Here is a 23,276-nt window from a genome sequence, read left to right as displayed (position 1 = left end):
GTCGCCGCCAGGTCTTCCAATCCACCTACACCCACGCGGGGTGGAGCAGCCCGGTAGCTCGTCAGGCTCATAACCTGAAGGCCGCAGGTTCAAATCCTGCCCCCGCAACCATACCGAACACATAAAACCCCACGAAACCAGCAGGTTCGTGGGGTTTTTCTTTGGGCAGATGATGGGCTGAAAATAAAACATAATAAAATCAGATGCTACCCGAATCTGACTCAAAACTGAGGGCATGTTGGGAGCAGGGTCAGCATTATCCGCGCCCGAGCCACCGCATGAGCGTCCAAATTCGCCATCATCGCTCGATTCCAGGTATTTTCGCGATTTCATGCCCGAGAAAATCGGCACAGAGACGCACTCGGGTCAGGCTCGCCCGCTCCGGTGCGATCAACATGCTCAGGGGCACGGAGGGCTGCCTGTAGTTCGGCAGCACGAGGTCCAGCCGGCCGTCCTGAAGGCAGTCGTCCACCAGCCACCGATGCGCTGGCCCGAAACCGCGCCCCGCCAGGAAAGCCTCCCGGGCCGCGAGCCCATGATCGACATTCAGGCGACCGTGGAATGGAACGACGTGATGTTTGCCCTGCTGGTCCTGGAGGACCAGCCGGTCGGAACCTTGGACCCGGGAGAGACGCACGCCTTCGAGATCACGCAGTTCCTCGGGCCGCTTCAGTGGGCCCTTGCGGCGCAGCCAGTCCGGCGAGGCCACCAGCACGCGCTGGCTTTCCCCCAGCGCCCGCAGCTTCATCGAACTGTCGGTCAGTGGGCCGAGACGGATGGCGATGTCGACGCCCTCGCGCACCAGATCGACACGCTCGTCGGTCAGGCTGAATTCCACCCGTATCCCGGGATGCTGGTCCTGGAAGGCAAAGATCAGCCGGCTGACGTGCAGGACGCCGAGCGCCGCGGTGCAGGAGATCCGGACCATGCCCGCAATCGCCTGGCGTGTCTGGCGCATCTCCTGGCTGGCCTGTTCGACCAGGCACAGGATCTGCAGGCATTGCGCGTAATAGCGCGTGCCCTCTTCGGTCAGCGCCGTGCGGCGGGTCGTACGAGTGAGCAGCGAGACACCCAGCGCCTCTTCAAGCTCGCGCAGATGGCGGGTGATCGTGGACTGGCCTGCGCCGGTCTCGCGGGCGACCGCCGCGAGGTTGCCGCGTTCGGCGACGCGAACGAAGGTCCGCATCCGGTCGAGCGAGACATATGATTGTTCCATTTTCCGGCACTGTCCCTTCCACTCAGGCCATATGGGAAGAGAATAGCCTATCCCCTATCCTCCGAAAGTCATCGATTTCCTTCCACCTGCATGAGGAAGCACCATGAATGTCCTGATCGTCTTCGCCCATCCGGAAAGACACTCGCTCAACGGCGCCCTGCTCGACGTCGCCGTCGCTGAACTGACGGCCCAAGGACATGACGTGCGGGTGTCGGACCTCTATGCCATGCGCTGGAAGGCTACGATTGACAGGAACGATTTTCCGGGCCTGTCGTCGGACGAGCCGCTGAAGGTCTGGAAGGCGTCCAATGACGGGTTCGCGGCGGATGCGCTGACGGCGGACGTGAAGGCCGAGCAGGAGAAGCTGCTATGGGCCGATACGGTTATTCTGCAGTTTCCGCTATGGTGGTTTGCCATGCCGGCCATTCTCAAGGGTTGGGTGGACCGCGTCTACGCGTCCGGCTTTGCTTATGGGGTGGGCGAACACAGCGACCAGCGCTGGGGCGACCGATATGGTGAAGGGGTCATGGAAGGCAAGCGTGCGATGCTGATGGTGACTGCCGGAGGATGGCCGGAACATTATTCGGATCGCGGGATCAACGGCCCGATCGACGATCTGCTGTTCCCGATCAACCATGGAATCCTCTTCTATCCCGGTTTCACCGTCCTGCCGCCTTTCGTAGCCTATCGTGTCGATCGGATGGACGGGCCGAAATTCACGCTTCTCGCCGATCAGTTACGCGAGCGTATGAAGTCGCTGGAGACGATCGCGCCGATTCCTTACCGCAAGCAGAATTACGGCGACTATCAGATCCCGACCATGGAAGTGCTGCCGGAACTGGTGCCACCGGGTGTACGCGGCTTCGAGGTACATCTCGCCCCTGAACGCGACTGACGGTTATGCGGCAAAGCAGAGAAGAACGTCAGCGGTCCCAGGCCCGCCGGATATGCCGCTTGGAGCGTGTCATCATGCCTGCGCTCCTGACCGCATGGCGATGGTCGTGAACCAGGCGCGGAGGGTAGTGGCTTCATCTGGCAATGTGAGCTTCAGTCGGCTACGGGCGAAATCCAGTGTGACGAACGCGGTGATGTCGGCGATCGAGAAGCGTACACGCCGTGGATTGGGGGCGGTGGGGTAGTCGTAAAGCTTCATGGCAATGCTGCGCGCGGGTGGTGAGAGGGCGGAGACTCCGACTGCTCCCGGATGGCGGTGAGCATGCGACGGCGGATCAGGCCGCTGACCGGACGGATCAGATACCAATAGGGCGTGAAGCGGCGTCTGGCCCGGTCCGTGACGCAAAGCACGCGGGTTTCCGTCACCAGACGCTGGGTGCCGTGTGGTCCCGGCTGGATGGAGAAGCCAAGGGCAAGCTTGCAGACGTCGTCATGGCGCGGGGTGAGAAAATCGTCCGTCGAGGGAATGTCGCACAATCCGTAATCCGCCTGCCAGAACGCACCGACAAGGCCGTAGACCAGAGCCGTATCGCCTTGCCGTTCCAGCAGCGTGAAGTCTGTGAGATCCAGATGCTGTTGCCGCGCGCGGCCGAACAGGCGGGTGGGCATCTCCCGCAGGCGGATAGCGGCGCGGACGAGCGGATCGTCCTCGTTCCGCCAGACGGTCACCGCGTTCATGATACGACTGGCCGGGGCGGAGATATCGATACTGTGTCGCTCGCTGAAATTGAAGCGCTGTAGGAAATCGTTCAATGGGTTCATCGTGATTCCATCCTTCCGGCCGGTAACCCGGTAACGGGCGCCGCCCTGGCATCATGATCAACGAATTTTCTGTCTTTTTGGTCTGGGATGAAAGGCTATGATTCAAAAATTCAGGCTCTGGCAGAAAAAGATCATTAAAACAGCTATCCAAACCCGCTTTATTCTCAGCTTGTGATGGCCGTAATTTGAGAACCAATCCTGTCCCCGCCAACCATGAACCACACAAAAACCCCACGAAACCAGCAGGTTCGTGGGGTTTTTCTTTGAGCGTGTGGTGGAGAGAAAATAAATACAAACGCATTCGACAATCCCGGCAGCAAGCGCATGTTCGCGATGGCTGACTGGATGCTTCGCATGCTACGCGTAGCCGCCTTTGCGGTCTGCCTGGCGGTGTGCTTCCGTCCGGGCCTCGGGCGCGCCCAGGCCGCCCCCGCCGGGAGTCATGATGATCAATGTCTCATCGGGCGGGATAATCTGCAGTCCCTTGCCCGCCAGTTCCTTTCCGCCCGCCAGCCTTATGCAGCCGGGGGCGCCGTCCTTGCCCCCGGCTGCGCCGCGCGGGGGGTATTTGATCCGGTCGAATGCGGCCAGCAGTTCGAACGGTCGCTGTTCCGTGCTGCCGATCTCCATGATCTGGCCCAGGCCGCCGCGGGTCTCGCCGTCGCCGCCGCTGCCTTCGCGGAATTCCTTGCGCCAGAAAATGAGGGGACACTGGATTTCCGCGATCTCGATCGGTGTGCCATGGACGCCCGAGGGAAATGCGGTGGCCGACAGCCCGTCCAGGCCCGGCCGCGCCCCCGTGCCGCCATTGGTCGTGATGGCCAGCGCGAAGGCCTGAATCGTATCCTGTCCGGCCGGCGCCCAGTTTCCGCGCACCGTGATGTTCCACAGGCAGGATGTGCCTTCCGCCGGGATCCGGTCGGGCAGGGGGGTGCGCAGGCAGCCGAACACCATGTCCGGCAGCATCTGCCCCACGATATGCCGTGAGGAGACCGGCGCCGGGTGCGGTGCGTTGAGCACGCTTCCCGCCGGTGCGGTGACGCGATAGGCCGCCAGTGATCCGGCATTGTTGGGCACGTCCGGCGCGATGGCGCAGGCCAGGCCGAACACCGTATAGGCCTTGGTATAGGCCAGCGGTACGTTGATTCCGCGCGGCACGACGGGGTCCGACCCGTCATAATCGACCAGCACGCCATCGGCATCGATCGTCAGGCGTGCCCGCAGCGTCAGCGGCGTATCGTAGCCGTCTATCGTCATGTCGTACGACCATGTGCCGCGTGGCAGGGCGGCGATCTTTTCCACGACGGCATTGTACGATCGTTCGATGATGAAATCGGCCAGCGGTTCCAGCGTGTCGATGGCGAATTCGTCCATCATCGCGCGCAGCGCGCGCACGCCGACATCGTTGCAGGCCGCCAGGGAGTAGGTATCGCCCTCGGTGTCGATCGGCAGGCGAGTGTTGGTGCGGATCATGGCCATCAGGGTCTCGTTCACCCGGCCCTGGTCGATCAGCTTGAGCATGGGGATCGACAGCCCCTCCATCAGCACGTCCGTCCCTTCCGGGCCGCAACCCAGACCGCCGATATCCATCAGGTGGCTGGTGCAGGAAAACAGTCCCACAAGCTTGCCCCGATGGAAGGCTGGAGTCGTGACGACGAAATCATTCAGATGCCCTGTGCCCATCCACGGGTCGTTGGTGATGTAGGCATCGCCGTCCTTCATGGTCTCGATGGGGAAGTGGCGCAGGAAATGCCCCACCGATTCCGCCATCGAGTTGACGTGGCCGGGGGTACCGGTCACGGCCTGCGCGATCATGCGGCCCCGCAGGTCGAAGATCCCCGCTGAAATATCCTCGCATTCGCGCACGATCGGGCTGAAGGCCGTGCGAATCAGGACTTGCGCCTGCTCGCCGACGACGGCGATCAGGCGGTTCCACATGATCTGGAGATCGATCTGGCTCCGCGCGTTCATTGGGCCGTTTCCTTCATGTCCATGACGATATTGCCGCTGCCGTCGATAAAGGCGTCGAAGCGGGCCGAAACGTAGGTGGTGGTCTCGCGCTCGGCGATCAGGGCCGGCCCGGGAACGAGGCTGCCGGGGCGCATGTCGTCGCGGTCATAGACCGCCAGTTCGACGAACTGGCCCCTGGCCCCGTCGAACAGGCGGCGCGTCCGTGCCGGCGCCGCCCCGCGCCGCGCCGGCGTGGGGGCGAAAGGTTCGGGCTTTGCGGGCGTGGTCGAAACACAGACCGACCAGTTCAGGATCTCGACCAGAGCGTTGGGGATGACGCGTTCGAACTGGCGGGCATATTCCGCCTCGAATGCCGCCCGCAATGCCGGCAGGTCGTCGGGTGTCAGGGGGCCGTCCGGCAGGGAGACGATGATTTCGTGCCCCTGTCCGACATAGCGCATGAAGCCGCCGCGCCGGATGGTCAGCGCCGCGGCGTCGGCGCCGTCCTGCACCATGTCCCGCGCCGTCTCCGTCATATCCTCCAGCAGGGCGGTGATGGTGGCGGTATCGAAGCCGGCATTCAGCCGCACCGGGCAGGAGCGGACGATTTCGAACGAGACCGGAGCGGCCAGGAAGCCGACGGCGGACCCCACGCCGGCATTCGACGGCACGACCAGCCGGCGGACCCCCAGTTTTTCGGCCACGCGGGCGGCATGCAGCGGGGCCGCGCCGCCGAAGGCGATCATGGTGTGGGTACCGATGACCGCCCCGCGTTCGGCGGCATGCACGCGGGCGGCGCTGGCCATGTTCTCGCAGACGATTTCATAGACCGCGTGGGCCGCCATTTCCGGCGACAGGCCCAGCGTGGTGCCGATGGCCTGCTGCAAGGCGATCGCCGCGCGCTCGGGTTGCAGGGTCATGCTGCCGCCGGCGAAGGCCTCCGGCTGGATCAGGCCCAGCGTCACGTCCGCGTCGGTCACGGCCGGGCGGGTGCCCCCCAGCCCGTAACAGGCCGGCCCGGGCACGGATGACGCGCTTTCCGGCCCCACGACGACGCGTTTCATGGCGTCCAGATGGACGAGCGACCCGCCCCCCGCGCCGATTTCGACCATTTCGATGACGGGAATGCGCAGCGGCAGGCCGGACCCTTTCATGAAACGGGCCGTGCGATCGACCTCGAACACGCGCGAGGATGCGGGCTGACCCTGTTCGATCAGGCAGATCTTGGCCGTGGTGCCGCCCATGTCGAAGGAGAGGACACGATCCTCGGCCAGGCGCTCGGCGCATTGGGCGGCGAAGATCGCACCGCCCGCCGGACCGGATTCGACCAGGCGCACCGGAAATTGCCGCGCCGTTTCCAGCGACGTCAGTCCGCCGCCCGACGTCACCAGATACAGCGCCCCATGGAACGACTGCGCATCCAGCGCCTGTCGCAGCCGGCCCAGATAGCCGGCCATCAGCGGCTGGACATAGGCATTGGCGACGGTGGTGGAGGTGCGCTCATATTCACGCACTTCGGGGCAGACCGCACTGGAGAGCGAAATCGGAATGTCCGGAAGGGCCTCGGCCAGGATCTCGCCGGCGCGGCGCTCATGGTCCGGATTTGCGTAGGCATGCATGAAGGCGATCGCGATCGCCTCGGCCCCCGCGGCGCGCAGGCGCGGCGCCAGCGCCCGCAGCGCGTCCTCGTCCAGCGGCCTTTGGACCCGTCCCCTGGCGTCCATGCGCTCCGGCACCGTGAAGCGCGCGGTACGGGGAACCAGCGGCGCCGGCTTCTGGATCATGATGTCATACTGGTTGAACCGGCTTTCCGTGCCGATTTCCAGGACGTCACGAAATCCCTCGGTGCCGACCAGTACCGTCAGGGCGCCTCGCCGCTCGATAATGGCGTTGGTCGCCAGCGTCGTGCCATGGACGAAGACCGTGACATCGGTGAAGGCCAGCCCGGCATCGGCCAGGATCAGGCCGATGCCGGTCATCACCCCTTCCTCGGGCGCATGCGGCGTCGTGAGGACCTTGCGCGTCAGACGTCCATGCGGGGTTTCCAGCACGATGTCCGTGAACGTTCCGCCGATATCGGCGGCCAGGCGAATTTGCATCTTGGGGGACATGCCCTGCCTCCGGGTTCAGGTTAGGATAAGGACGCGACGCCATGGTCCGGCGCCGAACTGACGGGAGCGAGAGGCCTCATGACGAACACGAAACCTGGCCGCCGCGCGCGCGCGGAACAGCCGCCCGAAGCGCTGGCCCTGGCGATGGAACGCGCCTTCATCGTGTCGTCGTCGCATCTCGCCAGTCCTGGAAACGAAGATCTCAGCGAGTTCGAATTCGCACTGACGGTCGTCAATCATGCATTCCAGCGCTGGGTGGTGCGCGGCATGGCAGCGGCGAACCTGCCCGACCTTTCCCCGCTGGATGCGCTGATCCTGCACAGCGTCAATCACCGCCATCGGCAGAAGAGCATCTCGGACCTGATGTTCACGCTCAATCTGTCCGAACGCCATTATCTCAATTATGCGATGAAGAAACTGGACCGGCTGGGCCTCATCACCCGCCGCCGCGACGGCAAGGAGGTTTTCGTCGGCACGACGGAAAAGGGGCGGGCGGTCTGCGAGGATTATGCCCGTATCCGCAAGGTCTGCCTGCTGGAACTCATCCCCCCGGACCGGAACCCTGGCGGCGTGAAGATCGGCGAGGTCGCGAAAGCGCTGCGCGTGCTGACGGGATTCTACGAACAGGCGTCGCGCTCGGCTTCGTCGCTCTAGGAGATGCCGCTCACGCATCGGTTATCTCGAAGGCCGGAGCGTGAAAGCCGATGGGCGCGCCGTCCTCGGCCAGGACGGCGCTGAGCGTTCCGGCTGCCGGTGATGGGATGGGGAGGAGTGCCGGCCCGATCTCGACAAAACCCAGAATCGTCCCGCATGCGACCTGTGCGCCTGTTTGTGCGCCTTCGGCGCCCAGGCGGAAGACGCCCATCTCCGGGCTCAGGGCCCGCGTCACGGTGGGCGCCACGATGGCTGCGGGGGCCATGGGAGCCTCCGCCATCACGTCGGCCAGCCGAAGGGTCAGCCTGGTCTCGGCGTCGCCCAGCGTCAGGCCTCGGACGGCATTGCGCCGCATGGCCGCGACCAGCGCGGGCAACTGGTCCAGGATCGTCATGGCGTGGCCCCTTCGGCCGCCAATGCCTCCAGATAATGGACGGAGACGCCGCCGGCGCAAAAACCCGCGGCATCCATCAGGCGGCGATGCAGCGGGGCGGTGGTGGTGATGCCTTCGACCATCATCTCGTCCAGCGCCGCGCGCATCCGTGCCAGCGCATCGGCGCGGTCCGCGCCATGGACGATCAGCTTGGCGACCAGGGAGTCGTACTGCGGCGGTACCGTGTAGCCATCATACAGGTGCGTATCGACCCGCACGCCGGGGCCGCCCGGCGGGCGCCATGTCCGCACGAGGCCGGGGCAGGGGGCGAAGGTTTCCGGATGTTCCGCGTTGATCCGGCATTCGATGGCATGGCCGCGCGTTTCGATGTCGGACTGGCCGAACGACAGGGGGTGCCCCATGGCAATGCGCAACTGCTCGCGCACGATATCGATGCCGGTCGTCATTTCGGTCACCGGATGTTCCACCTGCAGGCGCGTGTTCATCTCGATGAAGGAAAATGCGCCGTCCTCGTAGAGGAATTCGAACGTGCCGGCTCCGACATATCCCATCTGGACGCAGGCGCGGGCGCAGCGTTCGCCCAGCTCGGCGATACGGTCGGGCGGAATTCCGATGGCGGGCGCTTCCTCGATCAGTTTCTGGTGCCGGCGTTGTACGGAACAATCCCGCGCGCCCAGCCAGACGGCCTGGCCCACCCCGTCGGCCAGGACCTGGATTTCCACATGGCGCGGATGCTGCAGGAATCGCTCGGCATAGACGGATGCGTTGCCGAAGGCGCGTCCGGCTTCCTCGCGCGCGGTTTCAATTGCGTCGCGCGCGTCTTCGGGCCGGCGCACGACGCGCATGCCGCGCCCGCCGCCGCCACCTGCCGCCTTGACGATCAGCGGATAGCCCACGCTGTCGCAGATCCGCATGGCCTCGGCGATATCGTCCGGCAGGGCGTCGTCCGAGCCGGGCAGGCAGGGCACGCCGCTGTGGCGCATCTGCTGCTTGGCGGCGATCTTGTCGCCCATCATGCGCATGACGGAGGAGGGCGGCCCCACCAGGACCAGGCCCGCGCGTTCCACCGCTTCGGCGAAATCGGCGTTTTCCGACAGGAAGCCGTAACCGGGGTGGATCGCGTCCGCCCCCGTCAATGCGGCGGCGCGCAGGATGCGCTCGGCATCCAGATAGCTTCGTGCCGCCGATGCGGGGCCGATGCAGATCCGCTGGTCGACCAGGCGGAGATGCGCCAGGCCGGCATCGGCTTCGGAATGCACGCCCACGCTGCGCAGCCCGAGCAGGCGGCAGGCGCGGGCGATGCGCAGGGCGATTTCGCCGCGGTTGGCGATCAGGACGGTACGGATATCACGCATCCCGACGCTCCACGGTGAACAATTCGGTCCCCGGCTCCACCGCCTGGCCGTTTTCACACAGGATTGCGGTGATCGTGCAGGGGAATTCGGCCTCGACGTGCGTCAGGGTCTTCATCACCTCCAGGATATAGAGGGGCTGTCCCTGCGCGACGACCGCGCCTTCGGTGACGAAGGGCGCGCCCCCCGGCGTGGGCGAGGCGTAGAACTGGCCATACATCGTCGCCGTGATCGTGCAGGATGCGGGGGGCGCGGGGGGAGCTGGCAGGGGGGATGCCGGCACGTTCGGCGTCGCGGCCGGCAATGTCCCCGCTGGCGGGGACGACGGGGGGGAGGCGTCCCGGACCAGGCGGACATGCTCGTCGCCATGGGTGTATTCCAGCTCGGCAATGCCGAGTGCGTGCATCCGCTCCATGAGGATCGTGATGCGCTCCAGATCGACGGTCATCGGGCGCGGCTCCTCAGGTCAGCGCGCGCAATGCAATACCCGCCGCTTCCAGCCGGGCCCGCACGGTGCGGGCGACCTCGACGGACTCGGCGTTGTCGCCGTGCACGCAGATCGAATCGATCCGGGTCGGCAGCATCCTGCCCGACACGGTTTCGATGGCGCCGGCCCGCACCATGCGGACGATGCGGTCGGCCGCGAAATCCGCGTCGTGCAGGACGGCGCCCGGTTCCTTGCGGGAGACCAGGTGTCCGTCCTCGGTGTAGGCGCGATCGGCGAAAATCTCGGAGAAGATCGTCATGCCGCGTTCGCGGCCGATCCGTTCCAGATGGCTCAGGGCGATGGCCATCAGCGGCAGAGTGGGGTCGATGCGTCGCACGGCCTCGATCACGGCCTCGGCCACGGCGGGATCCCGCTCGGTCAGGTTGCCCAGCGCGCCATGCGTCTTCACATAGGTCAGGCGATGCCCCGCATAGGCTGCCAGCGCCTGGGCCGCGCCGACCTGGTAGGCGACGATCCGCTCGATCTCGCCGGTTGAAAACGGCATGACGCGTCGCCCGAAGCCCCACAGGTCGGGAAAGCCAGGATGTGCCCCGACCGCCACGCCCTTGTCCCGGGCGACGCGGAAGGTTGCGGCCATCACTTCCGGATCGCCGCCATGGAAGCCGCATGCCACGTTCGCGGACGTCACCACGTCCAGCATCGCCGCGTCATTGCCGATGGTGTAGTGGCCGAAGCTTTCGCCCAGGTCGGCATTCAGGTCGATGGTCTTGCGGTCGGTCATGGGGACGGTCTCCTGTAGAATCATGCCGGGATCAGCATGTGGCGCAGATGGGCGAACGCGTCCGCGCGGCGTGCCTGGTCCCGGGCCTCGGTCCGCAGCGCGGCGATGGCGTCCGCGCGCGTGGTCTCGACGAAGCGGATGCGGCCGTTCACGCGGGTCTGGGCCAGCAGGCGCAGGTCGGATTCGATGATGGTGGCGATCTTCGGATACCCGCCGCAGGTATTGGCGTCGGCCATCTGGACGATCGGCTGTCCGGCAGGGGGGACCTGGACCGTTCCGGGCACGATCCCGTGTGAAAACAGGTTCAGCGGCCGTTGCTGGGCCAGGGGCGTGCCCTCCAGACGATAGCCCGTGCGGTTGGCGCTCGGCGTCAGCCGCCAGGCGGTCTGGAAGAATGCATGCCGCGCTTCGGCGGTGAAATCATCATATTCGGCGGCGGGCAGCACGCGCACGCGCGTGGCGTCAGCGTCGGGCATCGGGCATCGGACCGCCAGGCCGTAGCCGTGCGGGGGTATGCCGGGCGTCGCGGGCATGCCGCAAGGCAGCCGGTCGCCCTTTTGCAGCGCGCGCCCTTCCAGCCCCCCGAAACCGCCCTTCAGGTCGGTGGAACGGGCGCCGAGCACCAGGGGCACGTCGATTCCGCCCGCGATGGTGACATAGGTGCGGCATCCCTCGGTCGGAGCGTCGCAGTGCAGCGTCTGCCCGGCCCGCGCGATCATGGCCCAGTCGGGCGGCAGGTCGACACCATCCAGCCGGACGGGGCCGCGCGCGCCGGTGACGGCAAAGGCGCGATCATCCAGGAAACGGAGACGGAACGGGAAGAAGGCGATCTCGATCCCCGCCGCGTCCGGCTCGTTGCCCAGCACCATGTTGCCGCAGGCCAGGGCCAGCATGTCCATGGCTCCGCCCCGCGCGACACCCAGGGTCATGGCCCTGGGGCGGCCCCGGTCCTGAATGGTGTTCAGCGCCGAATTGGCGAGGATTTCGATCATGCGACCCTCGTGAAGCGTACGGTGTCGCCAATGCGCAGGAAGCCCGGGTCCGGGCGGTGCGGGTCGAACAGCGGCAGGGTCGTCCGCCCGATGATGTGCCAGCCGGAGGGCGCGGTGCAGGGCATGACGCCCGCCTGGCCCCCGCCCACCACCACCGCCCCGCATTCCACGCTCAGGCGGGGCGTATCGCGACGCGGCACGGCCAGGCGCGGGTCCAGCCCGGTCATGTAGGCAAAGCCCGCCATCGCCCCGATGGCGGCCACGCTGTAGCGCCCGGCCAGGTGCGCGGCGATGGTTGCCTCCTCCGACAGGCCGGCATGCTTCGCCACCAGGGCCAGATCCTCGCCGAAGGCGCCGCCATAGGTGACGGGGATTTCGACCTCGCGCGCCGGGATTTCCTCGGCGGCGGCGGCGGTCCAGGCCTGGCGGATCATCTGTTCGACCGCATCGGGTTCGGTGTGGAGCGCATCGAACGTGACCAGCAGGTTGTTGACCCCCGGCACCGCCTGCACGACTGACGGTGCGCCGCCCAGGGCGCGTGCCGCTGCCCAGATCCGGCGCTGCGTTGCGGCGTCGAACGGGCCCATGGCGGCGTCCAGCAGGATGGCGCCGGTACCGGCCATGCTCAGGCGGATCATCCTGCCGCGTCCTGCGCGACGGGCCGGGCATGGATCGTGCGGTGTGGCATCGTCAGCGCCGCCGCCGCGCCGCACAGGAGGATGCCAGCGGTGATGTAGAAGACGTCATGGAAGTTGCCCGTGGCCTGCAGCAGATAGCCCGTCATGATGGGTGCGGCGATTCCCAGGCCGTTGCTGAAGGTCAATGTCAGGCCAGTGACCGATCCCAGCAGGTCGTGCTCCGCGACCAGATCAGCCAGCAGCGCCATGTTGGCCCCTGTTCCCGCGGCCATGAAGGCCATGGACACGGCCAGCAGGGGAATGATCGTACCGGCGGTGGTGCAGAACGGCAGCAATCCCATCAGCGCGGCCAGGACCAGAAAGACGGCCACGACATGGCGGCGCGCGCCACGGAGCAGCGGCTGCCCGGCCATCAGCCGTTCGCCGGCCTTGCCCGCGGTGAGAGACAGGACCGCGGCCCCGAAATAGCAATAGGCGGTATCGGTCCCTGCCTGCACCATGTCCAGGTGCAGCACCTGCCGCAGCATCAGCGGCAGCCATGACATCAGCAGGAAATTTGCGTAATTGGCGCAGCATTGGGCGATGACGATGCCCCAGAACGAGGACGAAGCGAACAATGTCGGCACGGACAGGATTCCGTGCCGCGTCGTGTGGATGCGTTCCGCCTGCGCGGGATGGGCGAACCACCAGGCCACCGACCACAGCAGACCGCCCGCCCCCAGAATGCCGAAGGCGGGCCGCCAGCCGAAATGCGCGATCAGCCATGCGCCTGCCGCGGCGCCGGATGCCAGGCCGATCGGAATGCCGCAGATAAAGGCCGTCATCATCAGGCCGCGCTCGTTGGGAGGCGCCCAGGCCCGCACCACCTTGTTGCCCAGGGAGAAGGTCGGGGCCTCGCCAATGCCCAGCAGCACGCGCGTGGCGATGAAGGCCGGAATGGTGGCCACCAGGCTGCCCAGGATCATGGCCATTGACCACAGCGCCACCGCCAGGGCCCCGACAGTGCGCGCGCCCAGCCGGTCCAGCAGGATCGCGCTGGGCAGGTTCAGGATGAAATAGGACCAGAGAAAGCTGGACAGCACCCAGCCGATTTCGCCTGGCGTCAGGCCGAATTCATGGGCAATCGACGGCATTCCGGCCGAAAGCGCCGCCCGGTCCCCATAGCAGATGACGCACATCGCAACCGCCAGCGCATAGATCACGTAGCGGAAAGGACGCGGTGTCATGACATCGGGGCGGACGATATTCAGCAAAGGGCGCTATCCTGTGAACTGCGTGTGGGAACCTGTCTGGAAAATGCGGCCGAGTGGGTGAACGCGGCCGGCAAGGCTGCTTTCGTCCAGGCGCATTTTCAGCAGGGCGGTCAGAAATTCAGGCCCGTTCGTACATAATACATGCCACCGTTGAAGCCGTAGGGCGAAAAGAACGAATATTTATAGGCGTTGAAAGACGTGGCGATCGATTTCGGACTCAGGCGCGTGGGATATTTGTCGCCAAGGTTGTTGGCGCCGACCGCGACGGTCCATTGCGGCAAAATCCTGTAGGAGACTTCGATGTTGGTGATGAAGGCGGGTCGCTCGACAAGCCACAGATTGGTCGGCAGGCTGGGTGTCGCCGCATAGATCAGCGAGCCGTAGCGTGATTCCTGAATGAAGGCCGACCATCTGCCCCAGCTCCAGTTCACGCTCAGGTTTTCGCGGTTCTTGGGCGCCGAGTGCAGCAGGACGGTCCGGGCATATTGATTGAAATATGCCAGGTTCATGCTCTGAAGAACCTGGGGCACCGCATTGGAGCTGCGGATCTCGTTGTCGGTCAGGCTGACGCTGAACGCGAAACGGAATGTTCCCAGCCGTTTGGTGTGGAGGGTGTAGTCGGTTGCGATGTCGCCCCCGTAGGTCGCCGTATTGACTGGATTCGTGTAGTACGAGGCATAGGTTACATTGCCCAGACCGGCATTGGCCAGCAATCTCCCCACACCGGCGCCGCCCAGTGTCGTGGTGCTGGCCAGGCGGTCGTTGATTGCGATGTAATAGAGATTTCCCGTGACATGCCAGTTGTCGACCGGGGTTGCATCGACGCCTACGCTGTAGCTGCGGGAATACTCGCCCTTCAGCGCCTGGGCGCCGAGGGCGCGGGCCGGCGCGCTGGTGCTGGGAAGCTGGTCGATCGAATAGGTCGCAAAAGGCGCCGAGTAGAAATAATATTCCTGACCGAGTGTGGGGGGACGATAACCGCTGTTAATGCTGGCCCGCAGCGCGAACCGGTCGGAGAAATTATAGCGCGTGCCGACCGACCCCGTCGTCACGGTGGCCAGGTTGTTATAGCTGGTCGCGCGACCGCCCAACGTCCATTCCCAACGCGGCAGGACGTAGAAATCGAGATTGACGTGCCCGTCATAGACGTCGCGGTTCTGGTTGGTGACGGCCAGCGGGGGATTGCCCGCGTGGTCGGCCGACCCCGGATTGGCCGCCTTGCCGGCGTTCGGTCCTTCCAGGATCGGAACGCCCCCGTTGCCATAGGATTCGTAGACGCCCGGCCCCATGGCGAACATGTCGCGACGATATTCCGCGCCGAACTCCACATTGGCCAGCTTGGGCAGGAAGCCCAGGCGGAGCGCGTGCGAGGCCCTGAAGCCGGCCGTCAACTGGCTGGTGACGGCCGAACCGGTAGCGAATTTCGTCGGGCTGTTCACGCCATAAGTGGGGTTGTCGGTGTCCTGCATCCAGTAGCGCTGGATGTCGCGGCCATAATTGACATAAGTGTCCCAGTTGAAGCCGGCCGTCGTGCCCTTGAAGCCGTTATCGACCTCGAAATCATTTTCCTCCAGGTCGAGATAGGGCTGCATGCCGTTCGGCCAGATTGCGTTGACGGTCAGGTCGTCTGCCGCGGAACGGAAATTCTCGGCCGCGTTGACGCGTCGGTGCCCATAGGTGTCGGTCGAGTAGAACTTGATGCTGTCGGTGATGGGAATGCCCATATTGGCGGAAATCGACTCACGCGTCTGCTTCGGGATGCCCAGAATGCGCTGGACGTTGCGGCCCAGCGCGGCCGTGCGCGGATCGGCCTGGCCGCCGGGCAATGCATAATACAGATCGTTGGGATAGGTCGCGGGATTGATGTAGTCGCCCGTGCGCGAGGTCGGCAATTGATGGGTGATCTGGGCGGAGAGGTCGAGATAACCGCCGTGGCGGCCGATCGCGAACCCCTTGGTGATCGAGCCGTCCAGGGCCTGGCCATCGCCTGCGTAATAGCCGCTGTTCTTGAAATCGGCCGAGAGGCCCTGCGTATCCTCCTTCAGGACGATATTGACCGCGCCCGCGATCGCATCCTGGCCGTAGAGCGCGGTTGCCCCTTCTGTAATGACTTCGATATGGTCGACCGCGCCGACCGGAATCATGGAGATATCGGCAGGTTCCGTGCCCCAGTTCGGTCCGGCGTTCGCATTGAAGTTGGCGCCCAGATGCCGGCGATGCCCGTTCACCAGGATCAGTGTCTGGTCGGCGGACAGGCCGCGCAACTGCATCGTCTGCACGAATGCATTATTGCCCACGCCCGGCAGCGGGGGTGCCGAAACGGATGGCATCATCTGCGATAATGCCTGGATCAGGTTGGTCTGGCCGGTGGCCTTGAGGTCCGATGCGCTGATGACCGTCACCTGCGTCGTGCTGTGGCGTCGTGTCGAGGTCGAAAGCACATTGTTGCCGGGCGCGGCCGTGGCGCTGACGGTGATATCCTCGGACGAGGCCTTGAGCGCGCTGCTGATCGCGGCGCTATCGGCAGCCTGCCGGTGGGTGGCGCCTTGCGCGGTGACGCCATGCGTGTCGGCGGCGGGCGCATGCCGTGCGGGCTTGCGGAGGTGTGTCGCCTCGGACTGCTGGGGGGATGCCGTGGCTGCACATGCGGGGCCGAAGGCACCCTGAAGCAGAAGCGCGCCCATCGCGGCGCTGCCGAGTAGAAAAGTCCTCGCCCCGGAATGCATTGGCATCGTCACAGCTTCCTGAATGCGTTAGGCGGCAGACTGCCGCGGTCATGTGTGAAACATATCCAAATCGCACACATAACGAGCACGAAACCAAATGGCTCTTCAAGATTTTTTATGACCGCGGAAGAGTTTTTTATGGTGCAAGATGAATAAATATTCAGAAAATTATGATTTTATAAGGGAAATTTATAAGGTCAGCCATGGCCGGATATGCGCAATCTCCTTGACCCTCTCTTTGTGCTGAATGTAGAACGAAACTGAGAGACAAAAATATCGCATTATTATTGATGTAAGAGACAAAATAATTGATTGTCGGTCCATGATCTCGGAACTTCGCACGTTTTCCGCAGCCGCCCGGCTTGGAAGTTTTGCTGCCGCCGCGGACCGTGTCGGGCTGACGCAATCCGCCGTCAGCGCGCAGATCAGGCGGCTGGAGCAGGAACTGGGCCATGCCCTGTTCGAGCGCACCGGGCGGTCGGTGACCCTGAGCGCGGCCGGGCGTCTGTCCCTTGGTCATGCGGAGGATATTCTCGCCCTGTTTGACAAGATGCGGGACCCGGCGGCCGAAATGGTCGTGCATGGACGGCTGCGTGTCGGGGCCATTTCGACCACACACACGACGATTCTGGCCCCTGCGGTGGCCAGCCTGAGGGCGGATTATCCCGCGCTCACGCTTCATATCGTGCCGGGCGTGTCGATGGGCCTGATGGAGCGCCTGGATGCCGGTGAACTCGATGCCGTCATCATCGTGCGGCCGCCTTTCGGGCTGATGCCGCATCTGGGATGGCATCCTCTGGCCAGGCAGAATTTCGTGCTGGTCGTTCCGGCGCATCTGGCGCCGGGCGACTGGCGGCAGATCATCGTCGGCCAGCCCTTCATCCGTTACGACCGTCGGTCGTTCGGTGGCCGGACCGTCGATCGCTTCCTGCAGGCGCAGGGCATCGTGCCGAATACCGCGATCGAGACGGAGGAAGTCCATGCCATCCTGCAGATGGTCGCCTGCGGCATGGGCGTTGCCATCGTTCCGTACATCCTGGCTGTCCGCGCCATGCCGAATATCCGCGTGGTCCCCCTGGGGGAGCACATGATCCTGCGCGAGATCGGGGTGCTGACGATGCTGAGCTGGACCTCTCCCGCCCTGGACGCCCTGATCGCCCATCTGGAGCAGGCCAGTCCCGCGGACGCGCTTCTGTCCGACGTGGGGGACGGGGAGCGGGCTCCATGACCGTCATGCCGCCGGCGACGCTGAGGACGGGCCGCCCAGGCGTCAATCCGCTGCATGTCACGCGCACGCATGGTGTGACGGCGGACGATCTGGCCCATCTGACCCGGATTTACGAACGGTTGGGCCTTGGGCATGTGCCGGATGAAAAGATCCGGCTGGGATTCGCGTTTCCGCCCGCGTCCGTACGGAGGCCGATGCCCAGGATGTCGCGGATATCGCGCGCTGGATCGGCGAGGCGCGCCTGGTGTCGGACGTCGTGATCGTGAGCGTGCATGCGCATGAAAGCGGATATAATGCCGATGGCGTCCCGGATGTCGAAAGTCCGGACGATTTCCTGCGCGCCGTCACGCGCGCGGCGGTGGATGCGGGGGCGGATATCGTCGTCTGTCACGGCCCGCATCTGCTGCGCGGGCTGGAACTGTATCGCGGTCGCCCGCTCTTTCTCGGCCTGGGCAATGTCATCGGCCAGAACGAACGCGTCGCGCGCCTGCCGATGGATTCCTACGCTGCCTATCGTTGCGTGCCCGATGTCACGCCGCATCGCCTCTACAAGGAACGCGGCGAAAACGACCGCAAGGGTTTCCCTGCCGATCAGCGCTTCTGGGACAGCGTGGTGCCGGTCTGCCTCTATGAGGGGGACATGCTGCGGGGGATCGACATCCATCCGGTTTCGCTGGGGCTGGGGCGCCCGGCGCATCGTCGCGGGACGCCGATGCTGGCCCAGGGTGCCTGGGCCAGGCGCATTCTCGAGGCTTTTGCCGCTTTGTCCCGCCCCTTCGGTACCGAGATGACGGTCGCGGACGGGGCGATCCGACTCCCCCTCATGCCCGCAGCGGTCGGGATGGAAGGATAACGCCGTGGCCACCTGTTTCATCACCCAGCCGATCCATCCCGACGCGGTGGCGTATCTGAATGGCGCCGGCGTTGCCACGCGCTATGCCAGCCGCGCGACGATGGAGGCGGCAACCGCTGAAATCGGCGGCGCCGAGGCTGTCATTACCCGCGACCTCGGATTCGATGAAGCCGCCATCCGCGCCGCGCCCAATCTGCGCCTTGTCGCCTGTCACGGCTCGGGCACCAACAGGATCGCGGTTGCCGCAGCGGCGGAACGGGGGATCTGGGTGACCAACGCGCCCAATACGAACAGCCGCTCGGTCGCGGAACTGACCATGGGGCTGATCCTGGCGGCCGCACGGCGCATTCCCGTTGCCGACCGGGCCGTTCGCGACGGGCAGTGGGATTTCCGCTATGCGGCCGGCGGGATTGAACTGGCCGGCAAGACGTTGGGCCTGATTGGTTTCGGCGCGATCGCCCGGCATGTGGCGGCGATGGCGGGGGCGGGGTTCGGCATGCGGGTGGTGGCCTGGTCGCCCAACGTGCCGGACGCGGTCTTTGCGCAGGCCGGCGTCATGCGGGTGGACGGGGTGGAGGCGCTGTTGCGCAGCGCGGACATCGTCTCCCTCCATCGGCCGGCGGGCGCTGCGGGGGCGACCCCGATCGACGCCGCCGCCCTGGCCCTGCTGAAACCGGGTGCGCTGCTCGTCAATACCAGCCGTGGCACCGCGATCGACAGTGTCGCCCTGGTCGCGGCCCTGCAGGCCGGAACGCTGGCCGGGGCGGCACTGGACGTTCTGGTACGGGAACCCCCGCTTGCGCATGACCCGGTACTATCGGCGCCCGGCCTGATCCTGACGCCGCATCTTGGAGGCGCGACGGGCGAGGCCCTGCGCCGGACCGCGATGCTCTGCGCGCAGCAGGTCATCGATGCGCTGGCGGGGCGGACGCCGGCGCACTGCGTGCAGCCGCCCGGCGCCTGACCGGCGCCGGCCCTGCCGGGGACTATTTGGCGAAAAGCTGCCCGATATCGGCAAATGCCTTGATTTCGATCGCGTTTCCGCTGGGGTCCTGGAAGAACATTGTGGCCTGCTCGCCCGGTTGTCCCTTGAAGCGAATATAGGGCTCTACGATGAAGGCGGTGCCGGCCGCGCGCAGTTTCTCCGCCATGTCGTGCCAGGCCGGCATGGGCAGCACGATGCCGAAATGCCGTACGGGCACGGCATGGTCGTCGACCTCGTTGCGTTGTGCCGGTGTCAGTTCCGCCGGCGCCAGGTGGGCGACGATCTGATGACCGTAAAAATCGAAATCGACCCAGTCGGGCGCGCTTCTGCCCTCCGGGCATCCCAGAAGCTCCCCATAGAATGCGCGGGCCTCCGCAATGTCGCGGACGGGAAAGGCGAGATGGAAGGGCGGGATGGCGCCGGTGCCTGTCGCGATGGTGTTCATGTCGATCTATCCTTGGAGGCTTTTGGAACAGTCTCTTATTCACGGCTGACCCGGCGCCGATGATAACGCTGTGCCATATGGGATGGAAAACGATATATTTCGTTTGTGAGAAATCGAATATTCGATCTGTCGGCCGTGCCTCATACGTCTGCCGCCATGCCGGCCATTCCTGTCTCCTGCGCGGGAACGTGAGGGCGGGAGGCGTTTTGCATCGTCTTCGTCCAGAGCGGGCACATCATGGAACATGATCGTCCGGTCGACGAACTTTCCTGCCCGCTTCTTTTCCGGTCCGCTTCCTGCCCCCATGTGATGGGAAATGGGAGGGCGGAATGTCATCCAGCGTTCCGCCGACGCCACGTGACAGCAGCACATCGCACCCGACGCGCGGCCCTGGAACCGGGACCGGGCGTGATCCCGGCCCGGCCGGACAGGGTTCACTCGCCGGCCCGGACCGGCCGGATGGCGCGCGATGCGCCTCTTTCGGCGCCGCCTGTATCCCTGGAGCGCAAGGTCCGGTTTCTGTCCCGGCCGCAAACCTATGGTGGTGCCGTCAACACGGTCATTGCGCGCGAGACGCATATGTCCTGGGTCTTCCTGGCCGGGGGGCGCGTCTACAAGCTCAAGAAGCCGGTGCGCTTTCCCTATCTGGATTTCTCCACCCTGGCGCGCCGGGCCGATGCCTGCCGTGCCGAAGATCGCCTGAACCGCCGGCTGGCGCCGGAGGTCTATCTGGGGGTCGTCCCGCTGGTCGAGGGCGCTGCGGGCCTGGCCATCGGCGGGGCGGGGCGGGTCGTGGACTGGCTGGTCGTCATGCGGCGCCTCGACGATGGCGGGTTTCTGCAGTCGACCTTGCTGACGCATGCGGTGCGGCCGTCGCAGCTCGACCGGCTGGCGGCCGTACTGGCGTCGTTCTACGCGCATGCGCACCCGCTTGCGGTCCGCAGGTCCGCGGACACCTTGCGGATGGCATGGCGGAGGGCGTTGTCCGGCCACCGGCGCGTGTTGCAGGACCCGCGCTTTCATCTGCCGCGCGGCATGGTGGCGCGTGTGGACGCGATCCTGGGGCGCTTTGTGGACCGGCGGTTCGGGGTGATCGTGGCGCGTGCGCGGGCCGGCCGCATCGTCGACGCGCACGGGGATTTGCGTCCGGAACATATCTGGATGGACGGGCGCGTGAGCATCATCGACTGTCTGGAGTTCGACCCGGCCTTGCGGGCGCTCGATCCGCTGGATGAGATCGCCTTCCTGCAACTGGAATGCGCGCGTCTGGGTGCGGCCTGGGCGGGGGAGAGGATCGGCCGGCGCTTGCGGCCTGTCCTGCACGGGGGGCGTGCCGGCGGGTTGCTGCTGTTCTATCGCAGCTATCGCGCCATGCTGCGGGCCCGGCTGGCGATCATGCATCTGTGCGACGCCCGGCCGCGCACGCCTGAAAAATGGCCGCGCCAGGCGCGCGCCTATCTGCGCCTGGCTCTGGCGGATGCGCTGCGGCTGGAGCGGCTGGAGCATGCCGCCCTGGTCCGCGCCGGACCCTAGAAGACCAGGAGGTCCGACAGCGGTGCGTCGCGATGCAGCCGGCGGATGGCTTCGGCAAGCAATGGCGCGGCGGAGAGGACCCGCAGCTTGCGCCGGGCCGGGCCGTCCGGCAGCCGGATGGGCTGGACCGTGTCGGTTGTCAGGATACGGTCGATGGCCGGTTCGGCCAGGATGCCGTCCGCGCCGGCCATGAACAGGCCATGGGTGACGCAGGCCACGACCTGGCGTGCGCCGGCGCCGCGCGCGGCGCGGGCCGCGCGGGCGAGCGTGCCGCCGGTGCTGACCAGATCGTCGATGACGATACAGGTCGCCCCCGCGACATCGCCCACGAACAGGTCGCCGGAAACCTGCCCGCCGCTGCGGTGCTTCTCGGCGAAGGCCGCGCCGACCGGGTGTCCGGTGGCCGCTTCCAGCGCCCCGCGCAGGCGCTCGGCCCGCTTGCCGCCGCCAAGGTCGGGCGACACGACGCACAGGCGGGCTGGATCGGCCCCCGACTCGGCGGTCAGGCCGCGCAGGGCCTCCACCAGCAGGGGGACGGCCGTCAGCGCCACCGTCTGCCGGCGGAAGGCGTTTTCGAACGCCGCCTCGTCATGCACGTCCATCGTGACCAGGCGGTCGGTTCCGACGGCTTCGAACAGTGTCGCGACATAGCGTGTCGTCACCGGGTCGTTCGGCTTCGTCCGCCGGTCCTTGCGCCCGTAGCACAGATAGGGCGCGATGGCGGTCACGCGCGCGGCCCCGGCGTCCTTGCAGGCGCCGATAAAGAACAGCAGCCGGCACAGCCGGTCGTTGGCGCTGCCCGTTGCGCCGCCGTGCAGGCTGTGCAGCAGATAGACATCCGCGCCGCATACCGGGTCCAGCGCGCGGGTCTTGTGTTCGCCATCCTCGAAATCGCGTTCCTCGTGCCGGCCCAGCGTCAGGCCCAGGTGCCGGGCGATGGCCTGCCCGAGCCCGTCGGTGCCGGCCAGGGCGAACAGGCGGATCGCGCCCTCGGCCTGCGGCTCAGCCTGCCAGGCGGGTCGTGTCTGTCGTGGGTCCACCGGTCGGGTCCTCCGCGCTGGATAGGGTGCCGGCCCTGATCTGCCGGAACAGGGATTCGACCGTCTCGCGCCGGGCCCGGGCCGTGCCATAGCGTTCGACGCTTGCGGAGCCGGCGGCGACGCCCAGGGCCAGCGCCGCGTCGGGGGGCATGCCGCGCGTCAGGCCCAGCACCAGGCCCGCCATGAGACTGTCGCCGGCGCCGACGGCGCCGCGTGCCTGCACCGGCGGGGCGGGCAGGTATGTCAGGCCGGCGGCGGACCCCAGCCATGCGCCGTCCGGCCCGAGGCTGACGGCGATCATCCGGGCCGCGCCGGCACGCAGCACCCGCCCGATTTCCGCCGCCAGGGCGTCCTGGCCCCGGACCGGATGGCCGACCAGGGATTCGAATTCCCCATGGTCGAGTTTCAGCAGGTCCACCCCGTGGCCCATGACCGCGCGCAGGGCGGCGCCGGATGTATCGACGGCGAGGCGCCAGCCCCGCCGTGCGCCGATGGCGGCCACCCGCGCATAGAAATCCTCGGGCACCCCGCGCGGCAGGCTGCCGCTTGCGACGACCCAGGCGGCGTCAAGCTCTTCGAGGAGTGCCAGGCTGTTCCGCCATTCCATGGCCTCGATCAGCGGGCCCTCGGACACGAAACGATATTCCAGGTGGCTCGCGCGCTCCTGCACGTTCAGGCAGATGCGGGTCCGGCCCACGATCGGCAGGCTCTTCCAGGGCACGCCGGCCTGGTCGAGCAATTCCTCGACCAGGCGCCCGGTCACGCCGCCGGCCATGATGACGGCCAGGGTCTCGCCGCCCAGCTCGTGGACGACGTGGGCGACGTTGATGCCCCCGCCGCCGGGGTCCAGCCGCTCGTTCGTCGTGCGGATCTTCTGTGTCGGATGCACCTCCGCCGCGACGCAGGCGACGTCTATGGCGGGATTGAGCGTCAAGGTCGCAATGGTCTGGGACATGTCGGG

The 23,276-nt window shown here is 66.1% G+C and carries 22 protein-coding genes and 1 tRNA gene; 7 read left to right on the top strand and 16 right to left on the bottom strand.

What is annotated here, in order from left to right:
* Nucleotides 1-34: 34 nt before the first annotated feature.
* Nucleotides 35-111, top strand: a tRNA-Met gene (locus HLH36_RS13585).
* Nucleotides 112-298: 187 nt separating this feature from the next.
* On the opposite strand, the gene HLH36_RS13580 is transcribed toward HLH36_RS13585, so the two are convergent.
* Nucleotides 299-1,216: a LysR family transcriptional regulator gene (locus HLH36_RS13580; RefSeq protein WP_182986889.1), complete on the bottom strand. Its 918-nt coding sequence runs from the start codon at nucleotides 1,214-1,216 to the stop codon at nucleotides 299-301.
* A gap of 103 nt (nucleotides 1,217-1,319) precedes the next feature.
* Between HLH36_RS13580 and HLH36_RS13575 the strand changes: the two genes are divergently transcribed.
* Complete coding sequence (locus tag HLH36_RS13575; RefSeq protein ID WP_182986888.1) at nucleotides 1,320-2,111, top strand: NAD(P)H-dependent oxidoreductase; 792 nt, start codon at nucleotides 1,320-1,322, stop codon at nucleotides 2,109-2,111.
* A 72-nt stretch (nucleotides 2,112-2,183) separates the two neighbouring features.
* Here HLH36_RS13575 and HLH36_RS13570 read toward each other — a convergent pair whose 3' ends face one another.
* From HLH36_RS13570 to HLH36_RS13555, 4 genes are all read right to left on the bottom strand, one after another.
* Nucleotides 2,184-2,369, bottom strand: a complete 186-nt coding sequence (locus HLH36_RS13570) for a glutathione S-transferase family protein (RefSeq protein ID WP_246376825.1) — start codon at nucleotides 2,367-2,369, stop codon at nucleotides 2,184-2,186.
* Nucleotides 2,366-2,932 carry a hypothetical protein gene (locus HLH36_RS13565; RefSeq protein WP_182986887.1) on the bottom strand — a complete coding sequence of 189 codons (567 nt, stop codon included), beginning with the start codon at nucleotides 2,930-2,932 and terminating at the stop codon, nucleotides 2,366-2,368. The genes HLH36_RS13570 and HLH36_RS13565 overlap by 4 nt, the downstream gene beginning before the upstream one ends.
* 357 nt (nucleotides 2,933-3,289) lie before the next feature.
* Entirely contained in the window at nucleotides 3,290-4,903 is a 1,614-nt protein-coding gene (locus HLH36_RS13560) for a hydantoinase B/oxoprolinase family protein (RefSeq protein ID WP_182986886.1), read from the bottom strand.
* Nucleotides 4,900-6,993: a hydantoinase/oxoprolinase family protein gene (locus HLH36_RS13555; RefSeq protein WP_182986885.1), complete on the bottom strand. Its 2,094-nt coding sequence runs from the start codon at nucleotides 6,991-6,993 to the stop codon at nucleotides 4,900-4,902. The genes HLH36_RS13560 and HLH36_RS13555 overlap by 4 nt, the downstream gene beginning before the upstream one ends.
* A 78-nt stretch (nucleotides 6,994-7,071) precedes the next feature.
* Between HLH36_RS13555 and HLH36_RS13550 the strand changes: the two genes are divergently transcribed.
* Nucleotides 7,072-7,647 carry a winged helix DNA-binding protein gene (locus HLH36_RS13550; RefSeq protein ID WP_182986884.1) on the top strand — a complete coding sequence of 192 codons (576 nt, stop codon included), beginning with the start codon at nucleotides 7,072-7,074 and terminating at the stop codon, nucleotides 7,645-7,647.
* Between the two features lie 10 nt (nucleotides 7,648-7,657).
* Here HLH36_RS13550 and HLH36_RS13545 read toward each other — a convergent pair whose 3' ends face one another.
* The 8 genes from HLH36_RS13545 to HLH36_RS13510 all read right to left on the bottom strand — a co-directional run bounded on the left by HLH36_RS13545 (nucleotide 7,658) and on the right by HLH36_RS13510 (nucleotide 16,237).
* Nucleotides 7,658-8,041 carry a hypothetical protein gene (locus HLH36_RS13545; RefSeq protein WP_182986883.1) on the bottom strand — a complete coding sequence of 128 codons (384 nt, stop codon included), beginning with the start codon at nucleotides 8,039-8,041 and terminating at the stop codon, nucleotides 7,658-7,660.
* Nucleotides 8,038-9,396, bottom strand: a complete 1,359-nt coding sequence (accC, locus tag HLH36_RS13540) for an acetyl-CoA carboxylase biotin carboxylase subunit (protein ID WP_182986882.1) — start codon at nucleotides 9,394-9,396, stop codon at nucleotides 8,038-8,040. The genes HLH36_RS13545 and accC overlap by 4 nt, the downstream gene beginning before the upstream one ends.
* Nucleotides 9,389-9,841 (bottom strand): acetyl-CoA carboxylase biotin carboxyl carrier protein, encoded by a 453-nt coding sequence (locus tag HLH36_RS13535; RefSeq protein WP_182986881.1) that lies wholly within the window; start codon nucleotides 9,839-9,841, stop codon nucleotides 9,389-9,391. Before HLH36_RS13535 ends, accC begins: the two co-directional genes overlap by 8 nt.
* Before the next feature lie 13 nt (nucleotides 9,842-9,854).
* A complete protein-coding gene (locus HLH36_RS13530) occupies nucleotides 9,855-10,622 on the bottom strand; it encodes a LamB/YcsF family protein (protein WP_182986880.1) in 768 nt (255 codons plus the stop codon).
* 20 nt (nucleotides 10,623-10,642) lie between these two features.
* The gene (locus HLH36_RS13525) at nucleotides 10,643-11,614 is read right to left on the bottom strand and encodes a 5-oxoprolinase subunit C family protein (RefSeq protein ID WP_182986879.1); all 972 of its coding nucleotides are present in this window, start codon (nucleotides 11,612-11,614) and stop codon (nucleotides 10,643-10,645) included.
* Entirely contained in the window at nucleotides 11,611-12,252 is a 642-nt protein-coding gene (gene pxpB / locus HLH36_RS13520; RefSeq protein WP_182986878.1) for a 5-oxoprolinase subunit PxpB, read from the bottom strand. The genes HLH36_RS13525 and pxpB overlap by 4 nt, the downstream gene beginning before the upstream one ends.
* Nucleotides 12,249-13,505 carry an MFS transporter gene (locus HLH36_RS13515; protein ID WP_182986877.1) on the bottom strand — a complete coding sequence of 419 codons (1,257 nt, stop codon included), beginning with the start codon at nucleotides 13,503-13,505 and terminating at the stop codon, nucleotides 12,249-12,251. Before HLH36_RS13515 ends, pxpB begins: the two co-directional genes overlap by 4 nt.
* A 110-nt stretch (nucleotides 13,506-13,615) precedes the next feature.
* Complete coding sequence (locus tag HLH36_RS13510) at nucleotides 13,616-16,237, bottom strand: TonB-dependent receptor plug domain-containing protein (RefSeq protein ID WP_182986876.1); 2,622 nt, start codon at nucleotides 16,235-16,237, stop codon at nucleotides 13,616-13,618.
* 316 nt (nucleotides 16,238-16,553) lie between these two features.
* Between HLH36_RS13510 and HLH36_RS13505 the strand changes: the two genes are divergently transcribed.
* The 3 genes from HLH36_RS13505 (at nucleotide 16,554) to HLH36_RS13495 (ending at nucleotide 19,276) form a co-directional block, all read left to right on the top strand.
* Nucleotides 16,554-17,459 (top strand): LysR substrate-binding domain-containing protein, encoded by a 906-nt coding sequence (locus HLH36_RS13505; protein ID WP_182986875.1) that lies wholly within the window; start codon nucleotides 16,554-16,556, stop codon nucleotides 17,457-17,459.
* 244 nt (nucleotides 17,460-17,703) lie between these two features.
* Nucleotides 17,704-18,312, top strand: coding sequence for a CapA family protein (locus HLH36_RS13500; protein WP_338030458.1), 609 nt, complete (start codon nucleotides 17,704-17,706; stop codon nucleotides 18,310-18,312).
* A gap of 4 nt (nucleotides 18,313-18,316) precedes the next feature.
* On the top strand, nucleotides 18,317-19,276 hold the full coding sequence (locus HLH36_RS13495) for an NAD(P)-dependent oxidoreductase (protein WP_182986874.1): 960 nt from the start codon (nucleotides 18,317-18,319) through the stop codon (nucleotides 19,274-19,276).
* 22 nt (nucleotides 19,277-19,298) lie between these two features.
* Here the strand turns inward: HLH36_RS13495 and HLH36_RS13490 are convergent, their stop codons facing one another.
* A complete protein-coding gene (locus tag HLH36_RS13490) occupies nucleotides 19,299-19,742 on the bottom strand; it encodes a VOC family protein (RefSeq protein WP_182986873.1) in 444 nt (147 codons plus the stop codon).
* A 357-nt stretch (nucleotides 19,743-20,099) separates the two neighbouring features.
* On the opposite strand from HLH36_RS13490, the gene HLH36_RS13485 reads away from it, so the two are divergent.
* Nucleotides 20,100-21,275 (top strand): hypothetical protein, encoded by a 1,176-nt coding sequence (locus HLH36_RS13485; RefSeq protein WP_182986872.1) that lies wholly within the window; start codon nucleotides 20,100-20,102, stop codon nucleotides 21,273-21,275.
* On the opposite strand, the gene HLH36_RS13480 is transcribed toward HLH36_RS13485, so the two are convergent.
* The gene (locus HLH36_RS13480; protein ID WP_182986904.1) at nucleotides 21,272-22,315 is read right to left on the bottom strand and encodes a ribose-phosphate diphosphokinase; all 1,044 of its coding nucleotides are present in this window, start codon (nucleotides 22,313-22,315) and stop codon (nucleotides 21,272-21,274) included. The genes HLH36_RS13485 and HLH36_RS13480 overlap by 4 nt on opposite strands.
* Nucleotides 22,278-23,270 (bottom strand): 1-phosphofructokinase family hexose kinase, encoded by a 993-nt coding sequence (locus HLH36_RS13475; protein WP_182986871.1) that lies wholly within the window; start codon nucleotides 23,268-23,270, stop codon nucleotides 22,278-22,280. Before HLH36_RS13475 ends, HLH36_RS13480 begins: the two co-directional genes overlap by 38 nt.
* Between the last annotated feature and the right edge of the window lie 6 nt (nucleotides 23,271-23,276).

This window comes from Gluconacetobacter aggeris (assembly GCF_014174395.1).
Taxonomy (GTDB): Bacteria; Pseudomonadota; Alphaproteobacteria; order Acetobacterales; family Acetobacteraceae; genus Gluconacetobacter; species Gluconacetobacter aggeris.
Note: the sequence above shows the minus strand (reverse complement) of the source record. Positions and strands in the feature narration are given on the sequence as shown.